Raw genomic sequence first — 17,263 nt, 5'->3', positions numbered from 1 at the left:
ACATTCCGCACGCGGCGTGCCGCCGGTCACGGCGCGGGGGCGACGACCGTGAGCGCGGAGGGCACGCAGACCGCTTCGACCGGCGTCTGGCCTTGGTCTTCGCCGTCGGCGTAGACGGGCCAGCCGGGTGCTTCGATGCGGAGGGTGCGGGTGCGGAAGGTTTCGACGCTGGGCTTGTGCACGTGTTCGCCGGTGCGCAGGTGCGGCAGCATCCGCAGCAGGCGGGCGCGGCCGGGGGCTCCGATGACGGTGACGTCGAAGAGCCCGTCGTCGGGGGTGGCGTCGGGGCAGATCGGGATGCCGCCGCCGTAGTACGGGGTGTTGCCGACGGCGATGAGGCTGGTCTCGCCGGAGAGGACGCCGTCGTCGGTGTGCACGACGATCGGGCTGGGCCGGAACGCGGCGAGTTCGGCGAGGATGGCCAGGTCGTAGCGGCGGGGGCCGGCGGGCCAGCGCATCGCGTTCGCGCGGGCGTTGACGGCGGCGTCGAATCCGGCGCAGAGCACGGTGGAGAACCACGTGTCGCCGGCTCGGCCGAGGTCGACGCGGCGGCGGTGCCCGGCTTGCAGCGCTCTCGCGAGGGCGTCGGTGGCGGCGCGCGGGTCGGCGGGGATGCCGAGAGCGCGGGCGAAGTCGTTGCCGGTGCCGGAGGGGACGAGGCCGAGGGCGACGCCGTGGTCGGCGCAGAACTGGACGCCTTGGTGGGCCGCGCCGTCGCCGCCGAGCACGATGAGCACGTCGAGGCCTTCGGCGTGCGAGGACCGCATGAGCGCGCGGGATTCCTCGACGCTGGTGGCGGTGAGGAGGTCGAGCCGGTCGACGGCGGGCCGGAGCCGCGCCGCGACCGCCTCGGCGATGCGGGCGGCCGCGCCGCGCCCGGAGGCCGGGTGCACGGCCAGTGCTGCGTTCAGGCCCACGGTCAGGTGATGTCGTCGGTCGAGCCGGAGCTCGAGCGGCCGGTCGACGGGCTCTGCGCGGTGGGTTCCTCGCCGTCGGCGGTGCTCGGCGTGTAGTTGAACGGCGCGGCCTCGTCGTCGGCGAGCTGGTCCCAGCCCTCGCCGTGGCGGCCGCGGTCGAGCTTGCGGTCGTGGAAGCGGGCGATCTGGATCGACAGCTCGAACAGCAGGGTGAGCGCGCCGGCGAGGCCGAGCATCGAGAACGGGTCCGAGCCGGGGGTGGCGAACGCGGCGAACACGAACAGCGCGAACACGAGGCCGCGGCGCCACCGCTTGAGCTGCTGGTACTTGAGCACGCCGACGCGGTTGAGCATCACGACGAGCAGCGGGAGCTCGAAACTGACGCCGAAGATCACCAGCAGCGACAGGATGAACGAGATGTACTTGTCCGCGGTGAGCGCGGTGACGAACTGGTCCTGGCCGAAGCCGGCGAGCAGCGCCAGCGCGTGCGGGACGAGCAGGTAGGCCAGCACCGCGCCGGCGGCGAAGAGCACCGAGGCGAAGCTGACGAAGATCATCGCGTACCGGCGCTCTTTGGCGTAGAGGCCGGGGGCGATGAACGCCCAGATCTGGTAGAGCCAGGCGGGCGAGAGCAGGACCGCGCCCGCCGCGACGCCGACCTTGAGGCGGATCATGAACGCTTCGAACGGAACGGTCTGCAGCAGGCGGCAGCCGGGCTGGTCGCCGGCGAAGCGCTGCGAGGCCGGGATGGCGCAGTACGGATGCGTCATGATGTCGCCCAGCGACGGGATCGGGCCGAGCCGCTGCTCGAACCAGATGAACCCGAAGATCGCGCCGACGACGATGAAAACGACCGCCCAGCCGAGGCGGCGGCGGAACTCGTAGATGTGCTCGATGAGCGTCATCGTGCCGTCGGGGTTCTTCCGGCGGCTGCGCCGGGTCCGCTTGCTGGACCGGCTTCCGTTGCCGTTGGCGGCTTCCGCCACTGGTCGTTCCGTTCTCGTCAGAGCCCGCCACGGCGCGCCGCCGTGGACCGGGGACCGGGTGGTGCGCGCGGAGGGTCAGCTCGCGTTCTTCTGCGGCTGGTCGGCCGGGGCGGCCGCCTGCTGCTTCTTCAGTTCGTCGAGCTGGCGCTGGAGGTCGGCGACCTGCTTGTCCTGCGCGGTCTGCGCGGGCGCGGGAGCGGCGATGTGCCGGGTGTCGGCGGATTCGGCCTCGGCTTCGGCCTTCTGCTCGCCGGTCAGGTCCTTGGTCTCGGCCTTGAAGATCTTCATGGACTTGCCGATGGACCGGGCCGCGTCCGGGAGCCGCTTCGCTCCGAACAGCAGAACCACCACGAGCACCAGAACGATGATGTGCCACGGCTGCAGCGCGTTCATGGTCGTCTGCCCTCCTTGTCTGGGGTCTGTGCTGATGTTACTTGTTGCCGGCCGCCGGGCGGCGTTCGGCCACGGCCACACGGAGTGCCGCGGACCGGGCCCGGATGAGTCCGGTCCGGTCGTGGGTGTCCGCACTTACCATGCTCATGGTGCGGCGGAAGCGGCGCAAGACTCCGGCGGTCCGTACCAGCAGCAGGGCCAGGACGAGCAGGCCGGCCGCGAGCAGCACATAGACGGGCAGGTACGGCACCAAACCACCTTATCGGTCGGAGATGGACGCGAGATGACGGGCACGCGCCACGGCGTCGGCCGCTCGGCGACCGACTGCCTCGGCGAGTGTGGCGGGGCTCTCCACCTGGGCTTCCCCGCCGAGGCTGAGCACGAGCCGGACCATCCAGGGCTCGTCGCTGTAGCGCATGGCGATGCGCAGCCGTCCGCCGTCGAGTTCGTCGAGTTCCTCGCAGGGGTAGTACTCGGCGACCCAGCGGGCGTCGGGGTCCAGGACGAGATGGGCGACCCGCTGATCGGGACGGGCGGAGAAGACGCCGTCGGACAGGTCGGTGGGCCGCGCGTGGGCGGGCGGAGCTGCGGGTTCGTCCAATACGGTGAGCGCGTCCACCCGGTCGAGGCGGAACAGCCGGACGCCTTCGACGCGCCGGCACCACGCTTCGAGGTAGCCGACGCCTTGGACGATGACGAGCCGCATCGGGTCGACGGTGCGTTCGGTGATCTGGTCGCGCGAGGCGGTGTAGTAGCGCATCCGCAGCGCGCGGCCTTCCTGCAGCGCGCCGGCGACGGTCTCGCGGGTGCGGGCGGCGCGGGCTCCTTCGCGCACGCCTCCCCCGACGACGACTCCGGCCGGGCGGGCTTGTCCGGCGGCGTCCTCGATTTTGGCGATGGCGCGGCGGACCGCGTCGCCGTCGGCCACGCCCGGGGTTTCGGCGAGCGCGCGCAGCGCGACCAGCATCGCGGTGGCCTCGCCGCCGGTGAGGCGCAGCGGGCGGCTCATCCCGGCGTCGTGGGTGACGACGATGGTGTCGCCTTCGAAGGACAGGTCGATGAGGTCGCCGGGCCCGTAGCCGGGCAGGCCGCACATCCAGAGCAGCTCGAGGTCTTTGCGCAGCTGGCGCGGGGTGACGTCGAAGTCCTGGGCGGCCTCGTCGATCCGGATGCCGGGGCGGGCCAGCAGGTACGGCACGAGCGCGAGCAGTCTCGGCATGCGTTCGCCGGAAGCGCTCATCGCACGCTCCCCTGCTCCACGCGGGCGAGCACGGCCTCGTGCCGGTGCTGCACGGACTTGGCCAGCACGTCCGGTTCGAGCACGAGCACGTCCGGCCCCTGCGCCGCGATCCAGTCGGCGGCCGATTCCGGGAAGTACAGCCCGATCTCGATCACGTCGCCTTCCTCGCCCGCGACGATCTCGCGCCCCACCACGTCCCCGCGACGGCGCACCCCCGCGGCCCGCCCGTCCGCGATCCACAGCCGAGCAGTCGTCACAGGAGCAGGATCCTCACTGCCGCCCGTCACCGACACCAACTGCATCAAATTGACACCCTCGGGCCTGGCGACCGCGCCAGGTTTCCCGATCGCGACAACCTTCCCGGTCACCCGCGAAAGCCGAAAACACCGGGTCGCGTCGCGATCCCGGTCATGCCCCACGACATACCAACGAGCCCGCCAGGACACGACGCCCCAGGGCTCGAGCGTGCGAATCCGCCGCTCCGGCGACCCGCTGCGCCGATACTCGAACCGAACCGCCTGCCCGGCCTGGACGGCAGCCAGCATGGGCGCGAACGCCGGCTCCGCCCGCACCCGAGGCTCGATCACCGTCGGCGCCTGGTCGTCGACCTCGACCCCGGCCGCCCGCAGCTTCACCAGCGCACCCTGCGCCTGCCCGGTCAGCTCCGGCGAGTCCCAAAGCCGGACCGCGAGCCCCACCGCCGCGGCTTCGTCCGGCGCGAGATCGATCTCGCCGAGCTCGTAGTCGCGACGAGCGATCCGATACCCCTCGACCGGGTCGAATACGGAGTTGCGCCCGGTCTCGAGCGGAATCCCCAGCTCGCGCAACTCGGTCTTGTCCCGCTCGAACGTGCGAAAAAAGGCGTCGTCACTGGCCGCCTCGGCGTACCCCGGAACGATCCCGCGGATCCGCTCCGCGGTGAGGTACTGCCGGGTGGAGAGCAGGGCCAGCACAAGGTTGACCAGCCGTTCGGCGCGTGCGGTGGACACCAGACGACTCTAGCTCTCCCCGCTGCCGGCCATCGCGAGGTCCGCCCCGCGCGCGTCGCGCCTGGTCAGCCCCGGTGGGTGCGAACGGCCCCTCCGCCCCCGCCCCGTCACCCACCGCCGTTCCACACGGACTCCACCCCGGATCGGGTTCCCCCTCACGAAACCAACTTCGCCACCCGCCCCTTGACCCCGCTGGCCCAACACGCGCCGAACCACGTGCAATCAACGGTGTCAAAACTGCCCGTGTCGAACGAGACCCAATGCCGCCCACCGTCACGACTCAGATCGCTCCCACCAGGTCCCACGGCGAGCACCGTCCCACCACGCCAAGCAAGCCCGGACCGATACCCAGCAGGATGCTCCGGCGGCGTACGCCAGCTGCGCCCGCTGTCGCGGCTCACCGCGACCGCCGGTCCAGGCGCAGTCGGATTGGCGTAGTCCCCGCCAATCGCAACCCCTTGCCACGGCGTGCGAAACGCAACCGCGAACACCCCAGCCGACGCGCTGCTGGGCAACGGCGTCACAGACGCAGCCCAGTGCCGCCCGCCATCACCAGAGTGCAAAACGCGCGCGTGCGGCCCACCGCCAGTAGCAAGCCACGCATCAAACGGCCCAGACGTAGTGATGCACTGCCCACTGGCGGCAAACCCGGCTTCTCCGGCCTCCGCGGGCGGAAACGCGTCGTCCGGAACCTGCCGCCAACTGCGCCCGCCGTCAAAGGTCGCCTGCACCCGGAACTTCCCGTTGACCGGATCGCTCATCGCAAGCCCGCGCCAGGGATCAAAGAAGGCCAGACAGTCGTAGAACGCCGCGGAATCGGGATTGCTGAACGTCTGCCGCCAGCTCTTCCCGCCATCGTCGGTGCGATAGATCCGCGAATCCACACCGGGTCCGATCGACAGCACTACGGCATGGTCAGCATCAAAGGCCTCGATGTCACGAAACTCAAGCTTGCCGGTGTCAGGCGGACCCGCTGAAGTCCAGTTGCGACCGCCGTCAACAGTCCGCAACACAGTGCCCTGAGTCCCGCTAACCCAAGCGACCCGCTCACTGACCGCGGACAACCCACGAAACTGCGCCGTCGTGCCCGTAGGCAAAACCCGCCACGACGGCAGCGAGGATGCCGCAGCAACCCCGCCCAAAGCCACCGACAGCACCGCTATGAGAACCAGAACCGCCCGAAACCCGCGCATGCGCAGATCCTGCCGCACGCCCCCGACAACTTTCGTCGGTTCTCTCCCCCGCAACAACGTTTCCTGCTTGGAGCTCCGGCGCTTATCCGCTCGCTTGAGTGCCACGCGGGATCGCGTCGGCGTCTGGAGGGGCAGTGCGCACGGCCCCCAGGCCGGGTGTACTGCCCCTCCAGACGCCGGCTTAAAGGCGATCACGCACGCGACGGCGGAGCCGGCGCCAAATTACAGCGACCCGATGAGCCGCTCCACCCGCTCATCAACAGACCTAAACGGGTCCTTGCACAACACAGTCCTCTGTGCCTGGTCATTCAACTTCAAATGCACCCAGTCCACCGTAAAGTCCCGCCCAGCAGCCTGCGCAGCCGCAATAAAGTCCCCGCGCAGTTTCGCCCGAGTAGTCTGCGGCGGAGTATCCTTCGCGGCCTCGATCTCCCCGTCATCAGTAACCCGCCGTACGAGCCCCTTCCGCTGCAGCAGGTCAAAAATCCCCCGCCCGCGCCGAATGTCGTGATAGGCGAGATCCAACTGAGCCACCCGCGGACTGGACAAATCAAGATCATGCTTGGCCCGATACCGCTCCACCAGCCGATGCTTGATCGCCCAGTCGATCTCAGTATCGATCTTGCTGAAGTCCTGCTCCTCAACAGCCTCGAGCGCCCGCCCCCACAACTCCACAACCCGCTCATTAGCAGGAGTAGACCCGTTCTCCTTCAAATGCTGCACAGCCCGAGCGTGATACTCCCGCTGAATATCCAGCGCCGAAGCCTCCCGCCCGCCGGCCAGCCGAACCTGCCGACGACCGGTGAGGTCATGGCTGATCTCCCGAATCGCCCGAATCGGGTTGTCCAGCGTGAAGTCCCGGAACTGCACCCCGGCCTCGATCATCTCGAGCACCAGGTGCGCCGAGCCGACCTTCAGCATCGTCGTCGGCTCGGCCATGTTGGAGTCGCCGACGATGACGTGCAGGCGCCGGTAGCGCTCGGCGTCGGCGTGGGGTTCGTCGCGGGTGTTGATGATGGGCCGGGACCGGGTGGTGGCGCTGGAGACGCCTTCCCAGATGTGCTCGGCGCGCTGGGAGAGGCAGTACACGGCGCCGCGCGGGGTCTGCAGGACCTTGCCCGCGCCGCAGATGAGCTGGCGGGTGACGAGGAAGGGCAGCAGGACGTCGGCGATCCGGGAGAATTCGCCTGCCCGGGTGACCAGGTAGTTCTCGTGGCAGCCGTAGGAGTTGCCCGCGGAGTCGGTGTTGTTCTTGAACAGGAAGATGTCGCCGCCGATGCCCTCGTCGGCGAGCCTGCGCTCGGCGTCCACGAGGAGGTCCTCGAGGATCCGCTCGCCGGCTTTGTCGTGCGTGACGAGCTGGGTCAGGTCGTCGCATTCGGCTGTCGCGTATTCAGGGTGCGAGCCCACGTCGAGGTAGAGCCTGGAGCCGTTGGACAGGAACACGTTGGACGAGCGTCCCCACGAGACGACCCGCCGGAAGAGATAGCGCGCGACCTCGTCGGGCGAGAGCCTGCGCTGGCCGTGAAAGGTGCACGTGACCCCGAACTCGGTCTCGATGCCAAAGATCCGCCGCTGCATCCCACCAGAGTAGGCGCTGGACCCCCGCGGAAGGTGCGCCGTTCGGGCGGCGACACGCGGTCGGTACGTTGCAAGTGGTGACAATGCGGCGGAAACCGGTCGCCGGGGCCGGTGGCGGGCCCGGCCCGGCCAGCGGAGGTGGACGAGAGTGTTCCAGCAGGTCGGCCGGACATTCCGGCAGGTGGGGCGGCGGGATCGGGCGCTGATGCGGCGCAGTGCGGCACTGCGGCGCACGCGCGCCGACGACGTGGTGACCGCGTTGTCCCGAAGTGCGGACAAATCGCGGCTCTGGTGGGGCGTGGCGGCCGTGCTGGCGGTGCGGAAGGGCCCGGCGCGGCGGGGCGCGCTGCGCGGGATCGCCGCCATCGCGGGGGCGAGCGCCGCGGCGAACCTGGTCGCGAAGCCGTTGTTCCCGCGCCGCCGTCCGGCCGAGGAAGAGGTTCCCGCGCACCGTCAGCTGCGGAAACGGCCGACCTCGTCGTCGTTCCCGTCCGGGCATTCGGCTTCGGCGGCCGCGTTCGCGACCGCGGTGGCGATGGAGTCGCCCCGCGCCGGGCTCGCGCTTTTCCCGCTCGCCGGGGCGGTCGCGTACTCGCGGGTCCACACCGGGGTGCACTGGCCGAGCGACGTCGCGGCGGGGCTGGCGATCGGGACCGGGGTCGCGGTGCTGACCCGGCATTGGTGGCCGCTGCACCCGGACGCGCGCGCCCGCACCGCCCATTCGGCGCAGGCCCCGGAGATGCGCGACGGCGAGGACATGCTGGCGCTGGTGAACCCGCATTCGGGCGTCAACGGCCAGGACCCGACCGAGGACGTCCGCTACGCCTGGCCGAAGGCGTCGCTGATCTATCCGGACCCGTCGCGGGATCTGCGCGAGCAGCTCGCCGCCGAGATCGAAGCGCACGGTTCGGTCCGCGCGCTCGGCGTGGCGGGCGGGGACGGCACGGTCGCGGCGGTGGCGTCGGTCGCGGCCGAGCGCGGGCTGCCGCTGGCGCTGATCCCGGCCGGGACGCTCAACCACTTCGCCCGCGACATCGGAGTCCGTTCGATGCCGGACGCGGACGAGGCGACCGAGGGCGGGCACGCGGTCGGCATCGACCTGGCCGAGGTCGAGATCGACGGGACCGGCGAGCCCGAGCACCGCTGGTTCGTCAACACCGCCAGCCTCGGCGGGTACCCGGAAATGGTGCGGCTGCGGGAGAAGCTGCAGTCCCGGTTCCCGAAGTGGCCGTCCGCGGCGATCGCGCTGGTGCGCGTCATGCGGCACGCGAAACCGCTGCGGGTCCAGCTGAACGGGAAGCCGACGCAGGTGTGGCTGATCTTCGTCGGCAACGGCACGTACGCGCCGAAGGGGTTCGCGCCGTCGCGGCGCCCGGCGCTCGACACCGGCCTGCTCGACGTCCGGTACGTGCGGGCGGACGTGCGCTGCTCGCGGCTGCGGTTCGTGCTCGCGAGCCTCACCAACAGCCTGCACGCGAGCCGCGTCTACCGGCAGCGGGACCTGCCGGAGCTGCACGTCCGGCTGCTCGACGGGAACCGCCGGGTCGCCACCGACGGCGAGGTCGGGCCGCTCGGGCGGGAGTTCCGGTTCCGGTCGCGGCCGAGTGCGCTGACCGTCTACCGCAACCCGGACAGCGCTTCCTGACGTCCGTCACGAACCGAGCAGTGACGGCCGGCCGCGTTCTGCCCTAAGGTCCCTCCGGACGCGGTCGGCCGGGCACCGAGTTCTTCGCCACTGCGTGCCCGGCACTCCCGGCTCTGACCTGCGCGCTTACCGTCCGCTCGCCGTCGCCGCAACTATTCTTGACCATTTCTTTACCTTCTCTCAACGAATCCACAGCGAGCCGTCCCTAGCGTGATCTTCGAGGTGCGGACAGTCGTGTCCGCACCAGTTCACGGCAGGGGTCTACTCAGTGCGTCTTTCCACCCGCGGTCCGAGCTGCCCGTCCGCGGCAGGCCGCGGATGACGCGGCTGCTCCCGCAGGCTGTCGACCCGGTCCTGCCCCCGTCGGTCACCTCCCAGGCGAGGGACCTCGGGCCGCTCGAATCCCCGTTGGTGTGGCTCGCGTTCGCCGGGGCCGCCGCCGCGGTCCTCGCCGTCACCATCGCGCTCGCGCATCGCCGCCGCGCGCGCCGCTGGGGCATCAGCGGCGCGACCGCGCTGTTCCTGCTCGCCGCGATCACCGCGGTGAACAGCTACGTCGGCTACGTCCGCACGCCCAGCGACCTCGGCAGGCTGCTGCAGCGCGGTTCCGGCGCGATGAACGTCGCGGGCACCCTGCTGCGCAGCACCAGCGACGATCCGGCCGAGGACTCGGACCCCAGCACCGCGAGCAGCTCCACCGGCGGGAACAGCGGCAGCTCCCCCACCGCCGCCCGCCCGGCGGCTCCGTCCAACGCCAACGGCAGCACCGAGGTGCTGAACGTGCCCGACCCGGCGCACGGCGTCGCGAACGGCGAGAACTACGTGATCCTCCCGGCCGGCTACCACGACCCGGCGAACGCGGCCAAGCGCTACCCGGTCGTCTACCTGATCCACGGCTACCCCTACGGCGGGCCGCGCGACTGGCTCACGTCCGGCTCCGCGCCGCAGACGCTGCAGAGCCTCGAGGACGCGCACGTGATCCAGCCGATGATCATCGTGAGCGTCGACCTCACCGCCAACCGGCCGAGCACCGACTGGGAATGCCTGAACGTCCCGGGCGGGCCGCAGCTGGAGACGTATCTCGCCAGCAGCATCGTGCCGTCCGTCGACCAGCACTACCGCACGTTCCCCGACCGCGGCCACCGCGCGCTCGGCGGCATGTCCGGCGGCGGCTTCGGCGCGCTGAACATCGGCCTGCACCACCTCGACGAGTTCGGCACGCTGCTGATCTCGCTGCCGTACGACGACCTGAACGACTCCGTCGGCGTCCTCGGCGGCAACCAGGCAGCGATCGCGGCGAACACCCCGCGCCGCTACATCCCGACGATGCCGTTCCCGCAGAAGCTCGCCGTGATGCTGACCGTCGGCACCGGCGCGCCGACCGACGTCGCGACCGCGCACCGCATCGCCGGGTCGCTGCAGCGGCGCGGCCAGGAGGTCGTGGTGCACGCCGAACGCGGGTTCAACCACACCTGGCACACAGCCCGCGCGACGCTTCCGTACATGCTCGCTTTCGCCGATCAGAACTTCCGCAGCGCTCCTGCTTCCTCCTGAGCGGATTTCCCGGAAATATCTTCCGGGGCCCTGTCCATCCGGGCGGGGGCCGTTCGTGGTGAGGTCAGTGCGGCACCACGGCCGCGCTGACCGACGAAGGAGCCCGACCATGAAGTACCTGCTGCTGATCCACGCTTCCGCGGCCACCGAGCAGGGCGGGGCCGCCGGCTGCGAGCCCGCCGACTGGATGGCCTACGACAAGGAAGTCCGGGACGCGGGGGTGTTCGTCAGCGGGGAGTCGCTCGCCGACCTCGTGACCGCGACCAAGGTGCGGGTCGGCGCGGACGGCGAGCGTTCGATCACCACCGACGGCCCGTTCGCCGAAACCCGCGAGCTGCTCGGCGGGTTCTACGTGCTGGACGTGCCGGACCTCGACGCGGCGCTCGACTGGGCGGCCCGCTGCCCCGGGTCCCGCGACGGTTCGGTCGTGGTGCGCCCGATCGCCGATTTCGATGCCTGACGCGCGAGCGTCCGTGGCGGCCGTGTTCCGCGAGGAGCACGGCCGCCTGCTCGGCGCGCTCGTCCGCCGCTTCGGCGATCTCGACCTCGCCGAGGAGGTGGCCGCCGAAGCGGTGGAGGCCGCGCTGGTGCGCTGGCCGGTGGACGGCGTCCCGCCGAAACCCGGCGCGTGGCTGATGACGACCGCGCGCCGCAAGGCCGTCGACCGGCTCCGCCGGGACCAGGCGTACGCGGCGAAACTCGCTGTCCTGCAAGCGGAATCCGAACGCAGCGATCCTCCCCCGCTGCCCGGAGCCGACGGCGACCTGCCCGACGACCGGCTCCAGCTGTTCTTCACCTGCGCGCATCCCGCGCTGGCCGCGGAGGACCGGCTCGCGCTCACGCTGCGCTGCCTGGCCGGGCTCACGACGCCCGAGGTGGCGCGGGCGTTTCTCGTACCGACCGCGACGATGGCGAAGCGGATCGTGCGGGCCAAGAACCGGATCCGCGACCACCGCATCCCGTTCCGCGTCCCAGCCGGCGACGAGCTGCGCTCCCGCCTCCCGGGCGTGCTGCAGGTGCTGTACTCGCTGTTCACCGAGGGCTACGCGGCCAGCTCCGGCCCGGACATCCAGCGTCCGGACCTGGCCGAGGAAGCCATCCGGCTGGCGCGGATCCTGCACCGCCTCCTGCCCGCCGAACGCGAAATCACCGGACTCCTGGCGCTTCTGCTGCTGGTTCACGCCCGCCGCGCCGCCCGCACCGGGCCGGACGGCGAGTTCGTCTTGCTGGAAGACCAGGACCGGGCGTCCTGGGACGCGGCGCTGATCGACGAGGGCTGTGCGCTGGTGCCGGTCGCGCTCACGGGAGGGCCTCCCGGGCCGTACGGCGTGCAGTCGGCGATCGCCGCGCTCCACGCCGAAGCACCGGATGTCGCGAGCACCGATTGGCCGCAGATCGTTGCGCTGTACGACATCCTGCTGACGCTCACGCCGACTCCGGTCGTCGCGCTCAACCGCGCGGCCGCGGTGGCGATGCGCGACGGACCCGAAGCCGGGTTGAAACTCCTCGACGGCTTGGCCGACGAGCCTCGACTGCAGGGCTACCACCCGTACGCTGCGGCTCGCGGAGACCTGTTGCACCGCCTCGGTCGCGACCACGAAGCAGCGGCGGCGTACCGGGAAGCGTTGGAGAGCGCGGGAACCGAGCCGGAGCGCGCCCATCTGCGTCAGCGGCTCGACGCACTCTGACGTGGTGCCCACCGGCTGAGCACCGGGTCGACGAGCGTCGTCAACGGTCCAGACAGTGTTTGCCCGTGCTGCCGGAACAAGTCGTCGCGCGAATCGAAACGCCCCAGGTCCACCAGCACCGTCGCGGAGAGGTCGCATGCTCCGCCGACGTCGCAGGTGATCCCGTCCCAGTCGATCGCGGTGCGGGACACGGCGTCGAACAGCGTTTCCCCGCTGTCATTGGAGAATCCCGGACTCGCCGCCAGCTCGGTCAACGACCCGAACAACTCGCCGACCGGAACCCAGGCGTCCGCGATCCGGAACTCCGGCCACGCCACCACGACCCGCGACGGCACCAGGAACTTCAGCCGGGGAAACCGCGGATACCAGAACCGGCCGTCCACGACGAGACCCCGCACCCGCGTCGGAACCCCTTGCGCCCGCGCGACTCCTTCGAGAATCGCCAGGCGCTGACTGCACGAACCTCGCCCGCGCCGCAGCGTCCGCGAGACCGGCTGTCGCTCCTGCACCGCGTACACCGGCCGCACCGACCTGGCGATAATCCGGTGCGCGTCCCGCAATCCGGCAAGCCGGTCCTCAGCTGCCGTCTCCTGCACCAGGGACTGCACGAGCGGATCGCGCCAGTCGAGAATCGCCGTCGGAACCACGCCGCCCCCGGCGGAACTGTCCCCGGCGGCACGACGACGCCACCACGGGGTCACCAGCGCACACGTCACCACGCCAGTATTCCGGAAAACGACTGTGGGCCGCCGACATTCGCCGACGGCCCACAGTGCGTTACGTCATTCCTTCTCGCCCGAGTCCTTCTCTGCGCCCTTCTCGGAATCGCCTTCGCCGGAGTCGTCCGGCCTCTCGGCAGGCTCCTCCTTCGCCGGCAGCAACGCCTCCAGCGCCGCCCCGGACAACCGCCGGAACGCCCGCCGCGGCTTCGCCCGGTCCAGCACCGCGACCTCGAGCTTGATCTCCGCCTCGGCCGCCGACCCGTTCCCGTTCGACGACGCCGCGGTCGCCCGCAGCCCCTCGATCGCCGTCGCCAGCGCCGTGCGCAGATCGTGCTCCGGATCCACGACGTCCTTCAGCTTCGTGCTGATCGGCTCCGTCGTCCCGCCCATCACCACGAACGGCGACTCGTCGAAAATCGACCCGTCGAACGTCAACCGGTACAGCTGGTCCTCGGCCGCGGTCGCCCCGACCTCGGCCACGCACACCTCGACCTCGAACGGCTTCAGCTGCTCGGTGAAAATGCTGCCCAGCGTCGCCGCGTACGCGTTCGCCAGCGCCCGCGCGCTCACATCCCGCCGGTCGTACTGGTAGCCCTTCAGATCCGCGTGCCGGATCCCCGCCACCCGCAGATTCTCGAACTCCGAATACCGGCCCACTGCGGCGAACCCGATCCGGTCGTAAATCTCGGAAACCTTGTGCAGCGTCGCCGACGGATTCTCCGCCACGAACAGCACGCCGCCCGCGTACTTCAGCACCACCACGCTCCGGCCCCGCGCGATCCCCTTGCGCGCCAGCTCGGAACGCTCCCGCATCAACTGCTCGGGAGAGGCATACAACGGCATCGTCACGGTGTCGGCTCCACGTTCTCCGAAAACTCGGCAGTCATTGATTCAGCGGACATCGGCGGCCTCAGACCGGCCGGTGGTGATTGCGCTCCGCGCGCCCGGCCACCACCGCCTCGGCCACCGCACCCGTCCGCTCCGCGGGCAGCACCACCGCGCCGTCCTCCGCGGTGATGGTGATGACGTTCGGGAAAATCCGCCGCACCAGATCCGGCCCGCCGCTCGCGGTGTCGTCGTCCGCCGCGTCGTACAGCGCCTCCAGCGCCGTCCGCACCGCCGCGTCGGCATCCGCGTCCGGGTCGTACAGCTTCTTCAGCGACGACTTCGCGAACAGCGAACCCGAACCGACGCTCGCGTACCCGGCGTGCTCCTCGTACCGCCCGCCCGCCGCGTCGTACGACACGATCCGGCCCGCGTGCTTCGCGTCCTCGGCCTCCAGGTCGTACCCGACGAACAACGGCACGACCGCGAGGCCCGCCATCGCCATCTCCAGGTTCGCCTTCACCATCCCGGCCAGTTTGTTCGTCTTGCCGTCCAGCGACAGCGAAACGCCCTCGATCTTCTCGTAGTGCGCCAGCTCCACCGCGTACAGCCGGACCATCTCCACGGCCAGCCCCGCGGTCCCCGCGATGCCCACCGCCGAGTACTCGTCCGTGACGTGCACCTTCTCGATGTCCCGGCTCGCGATCAGATTCCCCGACGTCGCCCGCCGGTCACCGGCGATCAGCACCCCGCCGGCGAACGCGACCGCGACGATCGTGGTGCCGTGCGGCGCGTTCAGCTCGCCCGCGCCCGCGGGCACCCGCCGCGCGGGCAGCAGCTCCGGCGCGGTCGCGCGCACGAAATCCGCGAACGACGACGTCGCCGGCGAAAAGTAGGCCGACGGCAGTCCGGGCCCGGAAAAACCCGCCCCAGAGGAGGTGTTGTCCATACGTGCTCTCGGTTCCCATCTATCCCGTGCCCGGCAACGCCACCGGCAAACCTGCCCCCGGCGCCGCCGCGCGAAACCTCCGGCCCAGCGCGCCCGCCGCACCGCCCCGCATCCGGGACGGCCGCGACGGGCAGGCGGCTACTCGCCGCCCTTCTGCACGTAAGCGCGGACGAAGTCCTCGGCGTTCTCCTCCAGCACGTCGTCGATCTCGTCGAGGATCGTGTCCACGTCCTCGCCGAGCTTCTCCCGCCGCTCCTGGCCCGCCCCGCCGGCGTCGTCGAACTCCTCGTCGGAATCGCCGCCGCCGTGCTTCTCGATCTTCTCCTGCGCCATCTCGCCTCCCGGTCTGGCCGATGTTCCCTAGCCTACCCAGCGGTACCGACGAAAAGGGCCTTCCAGCGGCCCGAAACGCCGGGATCGCGCTAGTCCGAACCGGTGATCGCCTCCACCAGCTCCTCCGCCGTCGCCGCCGCGTCCAGCAGCTTCCCGACGTGCGCCTTCGTCCCCCGCAACGGCTCCAGCGTCGGGATCCGCACGAGCGACTCCCGGCCCACGTCGAAAATCACCGAGTCCCACGACGCCGCCGCGATCGACGACGCGTACTTCTCCAGCGCCCGGCCCCGGAAGTAGGCGCGCGTGTCCGACGGCGGATTCGTGATCGCCGCCTGCACCTCCTCCTCCGTGACCAGCCGCTTCATCGAACCCCGCGTGACCAGCCGGTTGTACAGGCCCTTGCCCAGGCGCACGTCCGAATACTGCAGGTCCACCAGCCGCAGCCGCGGCGCGCCCCACGCCAGCTGGTCCCGCTCCCGGTACCCCTCCAGCAGCCGCAGCTTCGCCGGCCAGTCCAGCCGGTCCGCGCACTCCTGCGGATCCCGCGCCAGCGCGTCGAGGATCTCGCCCCACACCCGCAGCACTTCCTTCGACGCCTCGTCCGCGCCCGTGCGTTCGAGGTTCGCCGACGCCAGCTCGTGGTAGGCGAACTGCAGGTCCAGCCCGGTGAACTTCTTCCCGTTCGCCAGCTCGACCTTCGTCTTCAGCGTCGGGTCGTGGCTGATCTTGTGCACCGCCCGCACCGGCTCGTCCAGCTTCAGGTCGTCGAACCGCACGCCGGCCTCGATCAGGTCCAGCACCAGCGCCGTCGTCCCGACCTTCAGATACGTCGAGTACTCCGACAGGTTCGCGTCCCCGATGATCACGTGCAGCCGCCGGTACTTGTCCGCGTCCGCGTGCGGCTCGTCGCGCGTGTTGATGATCCCGCGCTTGAGCGTGGTCTCCAGCCCGACCTCGACCTCGATGTAATCCGAGCGCTGCGAAAGCTGGAAACCCGCTTCTTCGCTCTGCTGCCCGATCCCGACCCGGCCCGAACCGCACATCACCTGCCGCGACGCGAAGAACGGCGTCAGCCCGCCGATCACCGCGGTGAACGGCGTCGACCGCTGCATCAGGTAGTTCTCGTGCGTGCCGTAGCTCGCGCCCTTGCCGTCGACGTTGTTCTTGTACAGCTGCAACGGCGGTTGCCCCGGCACGGTGGCCGCTTTCAACGCGGCCTCCTCCATCACCCGCTCGCCCGCTTTGTCCCAGATGACGGCGTCCCGGGCGTTCGTGACCTCCGGCGCCGAATATTCCGGATGCGCGTGGTCCACGTACAGCCGCGCACCGTTGGTGAGGATGACGTTCGCCGCGCCGAGGTCCTCGACGTCCGGGTCGTGCCCCGGACCGCCCGGCCCGGTCAGGTCGAACCCGCGCGCGTCGCGCAACGGCGACTCCACCTCGTAGTCCCAGCGCGCCCGGCGCGCCCTCGGGATGTCCGCAGCCGCGGCGTAGGCCAGCACCACCTGAGTCGAGGTGAGCACCGGGTTCGCCGTGGCGTCCCCGGGCACGGCGATGCCGTACTCGACTTCGGTTCCCATGATCCGACGCATGCCCACCACCCTACGGGTTAGACGCGTGCGACGATGCCCCCATGCCAGGCAGTGACGAACTCGTTGCCCTCTATGACGACGCAGGCCACGCAGTAGGCGAGGCCTTCCGCTCCCGCGTCCGAGCAGAAGGACTCTGGCACGCCGCAGGCGTAGTCCTCGTCCGATCGGGCGACGGCCGCAACGTCTACGTGCACCTCCGCACCGCGGACAAGGACACTTTCCCGAGCACCTGGGACTGCTGGGCAGGCGGAGTAGTAGCCGCAGGCGAAACCCCCGCCGACTGCGCCCGCAGAGAACTAGCCGAAGAACTAGGCGTCCACGGAGTGGACCCGGAACCGCTGTTCACCAAAATCTACGACGACGGCACCATCCGCTGCCACAACTTCGCCTACGAGGCCCGCTGGGACGGCCCCATCCACCTACAGCCAGAAGAAATCGTAGAAGGCCACTGGATCCCGCTAGAAGAACTCCGCACCTGGGTCTTCACCCCAGACCCCAAGCCGCCCTTCATCCCAGACGGCCGCGCAGGCGTCCAAGAATGGTTCCGCCGCCACGACAACCACGAGCTTCTTTAAACAGGACCACACCGCGGGATCGCGCCGGCGTTTGGGGGCTCACCGGCGTGACAGGCCGAAGGCCCCTCACGCCGGTGAGCC

General features: G+C 70.5%; 18 protein-coding genes. 5 read left to right on the top strand and 13 right to left on the bottom strand.

Annotated features, from left to right (window positions below; genetic code table 11):
* Positions 1 to 26: 26 nt before the first annotated feature.
* The 8 genes from ABZX37_RS41345 to pafA all read right to left on the bottom strand — a co-directional run bounded on the left by ABZX37_RS41345 (position 27) and on the right by pafA (position 7,299).
* Entirely contained in the window at positions 27 to 917 is an 891-nt protein-coding gene (locus tag ABZX37_RS41345; protein WP_354749170.1) for a YegS/Rv2252/BmrU family lipid kinase, read from the bottom strand.
* A gap of 2 nt (positions 918 to 919) precedes the next feature.
* Positions 920 to 1,903 (bottom strand): twin-arginine translocase subunit TatC, encoded by a 984-nt coding sequence (tatC, locus tag ABZX37_RS41340; RefSeq protein ID WP_354749168.1) that lies wholly within the window; start codon positions 1,901 to 1,903, stop codon positions 920 to 922.
* 75 nt (positions 1,904 to 1,978) lie between these two features.
* Positions 1,979 to 2,296, bottom strand: coding sequence for a Sec-independent protein translocase subunit TatA (gene tatA / locus ABZX37_RS41335; protein WP_344274211.1), 318 nt, complete (start codon positions 2,294 to 2,296; stop codon positions 1,979 to 1,981).
* Between the two features lie 37 nt (positions 2,297 to 2,333).
* The gene (locus ABZX37_RS41330) at positions 2,334 to 2,546 is read right to left on the bottom strand and encodes a bacteriophage holin (RefSeq protein WP_344274208.1); all 213 of its coding nucleotides are present in this window, start codon (positions 2,544 to 2,546) and stop codon (positions 2,334 to 2,336) included.
* Between the two features lie 9 nt (positions 2,547 to 2,555).
* Positions 2,556 to 3,536: a YafY family protein gene (locus tag ABZX37_RS41325; RefSeq protein ID WP_354749165.1), complete on the bottom strand. Its 981-nt coding sequence runs from the start codon at positions 3,534 to 3,536 to the stop codon at positions 2,556 to 2,558.
* A complete protein-coding gene (locus ABZX37_RS41320) occupies positions 3,533 to 4,525 on the bottom strand; it encodes a WYL domain-containing protein (protein WP_354749163.1) in 993 nt (330 codons plus the stop codon). Before ABZX37_RS41320 ends, ABZX37_RS41325 begins: the two co-directional genes overlap by 4 nt.
* A gap of 155 nt (positions 4,526 to 4,680) precedes the next feature.
* Positions 4,681 to 5,718, bottom strand: a complete 1,038-nt coding sequence (locus tag ABZX37_RS41315) for an oxidoreductase (protein WP_354749215.1) — start codon at positions 5,716 to 5,718, stop codon at positions 4,681 to 4,683.
* A gap of 222 nt (positions 5,719 to 5,940) precedes the next feature.
* Positions 5,941 to 7,299, bottom strand: a complete 1,359-nt coding sequence (gene pafA, locus ABZX37_RS41310; RefSeq protein WP_037806466.1) for a Pup--protein ligase — start codon at positions 7,297 to 7,299, stop codon at positions 5,941 to 5,943.
* Positions 7,300 to 7,447: 148 nt separating this feature from the next.
* Here pafA and ABZX37_RS41305 point away from each other — a divergent pair, with 148 nt between their 5' ends.
* From ABZX37_RS41305 to ABZX37_RS41290, 4 genes are all read left to right on the top strand, one after another.
* A complete protein-coding gene (locus ABZX37_RS41305; protein WP_354749161.1) occupies positions 7,448 to 8,944 on the top strand; it encodes a phosphatase PAP2 family protein in 1,497 nt (498 codons plus the stop codon).
* 318 nt (positions 8,945 to 9,262) lie between these two features.
* Complete coding sequence (locus tag ABZX37_RS41300) at positions 9,263 to 10,498, top strand: alpha/beta hydrolase-fold protein (protein WP_354749159.1); 1,236 nt, start codon at positions 9,263 to 9,265, stop codon at positions 10,496 to 10,498.
* Positions 10,499 to 10,607: 109 nt separating this feature from the next.
* Positions 10,608 to 10,958, top strand: coding sequence for a YciI family protein (locus tag ABZX37_RS41295; protein ID WP_116204978.1), 351 nt, complete (start codon positions 10,608 to 10,610; stop codon positions 10,956 to 10,958).
* Complete coding sequence (locus ABZX37_RS41290) at positions 10,951 to 12,186, top strand: RNA polymerase sigma factor (protein ID WP_354749157.1); 1,236 nt, start codon at positions 10,951 to 10,953, stop codon at positions 12,184 to 12,186. The genes ABZX37_RS41295 and ABZX37_RS41290 overlap by 8 nt, the downstream gene beginning before the upstream one ends.
* Here ABZX37_RS41290 and ABZX37_RS41285 read toward each other — a convergent pair.
* From ABZX37_RS41285 to dop, 5 genes are all read right to left on the bottom strand, one after another.
* A complete protein-coding gene (locus tag ABZX37_RS41285) occupies positions 12,165 to 12,902 on the bottom strand; it encodes a transglutaminase domain-containing protein (RefSeq protein ID WP_354749155.1) in 738 nt (245 codons plus the stop codon). The genes ABZX37_RS41290 and ABZX37_RS41285 overlap by 22 nt on opposite strands.
* A 66-nt stretch (positions 12,903 to 12,968) precedes the next feature.
* Entirely contained in the window at positions 12,969 to 13,757 is a 789-nt protein-coding gene (prcA, locus tag ABZX37_RS41280; RefSeq protein ID WP_354749153.1) for a proteasome subunit alpha, read from the bottom strand.
* 61 nt (positions 13,758 to 13,818) lie between these two features.
* A complete protein-coding gene (gene prcB, locus ABZX37_RS41275) occupies positions 13,819 to 14,682 on the bottom strand; it encodes a proteasome subunit beta (RefSeq protein WP_344274179.1) in 864 nt (287 codons plus the stop codon).
* Between the two features lie 138 nt (positions 14,683 to 14,820).
* Positions 14,821 to 15,015: a ubiquitin-like protein Pup gene (locus tag ABZX37_RS41270; protein WP_037806475.1), complete on the bottom strand. Its 195-nt coding sequence runs from the start codon at positions 15,013 to 15,015 to the stop codon at positions 14,821 to 14,823.
* 89 nt (positions 15,016 to 15,104) lie between these two features.
* Positions 15,105 to 16,607: a depupylase/deamidase Dop gene (gene dop, locus ABZX37_RS41265; RefSeq protein ID WP_354749150.1), complete on the bottom strand. Its 1,503-nt coding sequence runs from the start codon at positions 16,605 to 16,607 to the stop codon at positions 15,105 to 15,107.
* Positions 16,608 to 16,648: 41 nt separating this feature from the next.
* Between dop and ABZX37_RS41260 the strand changes: the two genes are divergently transcribed.
* Positions 16,649 to 17,182: an NUDIX domain-containing protein gene (locus tag ABZX37_RS41260; RefSeq protein ID WP_354749148.1), complete on the top strand. Its 534-nt coding sequence runs from the start codon at positions 16,649 to 16,651 to the stop codon at positions 17,180 to 17,182.
* Positions 17,183 to 17,263 lie beyond the last annotated feature (81 nt).

Origin of the sequence: Amycolatopsis sp. NPDC004079 (assembly GCF_040610415.1) — a bacterium.
Taxonomy (GTDB): Bacteria; Actinomycetota; Actinomycetes; order Mycobacteriales; family Pseudonocardiaceae; genus Amycolatopsis; species Amycolatopsis halotolerans.
This window is presented reverse-complemented; position numbering and strand designations above follow the sequence as displayed.

Coding starts and splice junctions, on each gene's coding strand:
- dop (WP_354749150.1), bottom strand. CDS start 16,607: ATGCGTCGGATCATGGGAACCGAAGTCGAGTACGGCATCGCCGTGCCC.
- tatA (WP_344274211.1), bottom strand. CDS start 2,296: ATGAACGCGCTGCAGCCGTGGCACATCATCGTTCTGGTGCTCGTGGTG.
- ABZX37_RS41295 (WP_116204978.1), top strand. CDS start 10,608: ATGAAGTACCTGCTGCTGATCCACGCTTCCGCGGCCACCGAGCAGGGC.
- ABZX37_RS41315 (WP_354749215.1), bottom strand. CDS start 5,718: ATGCGCGGGTTTCGGGCGGTTCTGGTTCTCATAGCGGTGCTGTCGGTG.
- ABZX37_RS41260 (WP_354749148.1), top strand. CDS start 16,649: ATGCCAGGCAGTGACGAACTCGTTGCCCTCTATGACGACGCAGGCCAC.
- pafA (WP_037806466.1), bottom strand. CDS start 7,299: ATGCAGCGGCGGATCTTTGGCATCGAGACCGAGTTCGGGGTCACGTGC.
- ABZX37_RS41290 (WP_354749157.1), top strand. CDS start 10,951: ATGCCTGACGCGCGAGCGTCCGTGGCGGCCGTGTTCCGCGAGGAGCAC.
- ABZX37_RS41270 (WP_037806475.1), bottom strand. CDS start 15,015: ATGGCGCAGGAGAAGATCGAGAAGCACGGCGGCGGCGATTCCGACGAG.
- prcB (WP_344274179.1), bottom strand. CDS start 14,682: ATGGACAACACCTCCTCTGGGGCGGGTTTTTCCGGGCCCGGACTGCCG.
- ABZX37_RS41300 (WP_354749159.1), top strand. CDS start 9,263: ATGACGCGGCTGCTCCCGCAGGCTGTCGACCCGGTCCTGCCCCCGTCG.
- ABZX37_RS41325 (WP_354749165.1), bottom strand. CDS start 3,536: ATGAGCGCTTCCGGCGAACGCATGCCGAGACTGCTCGCGCTCGTGCCG.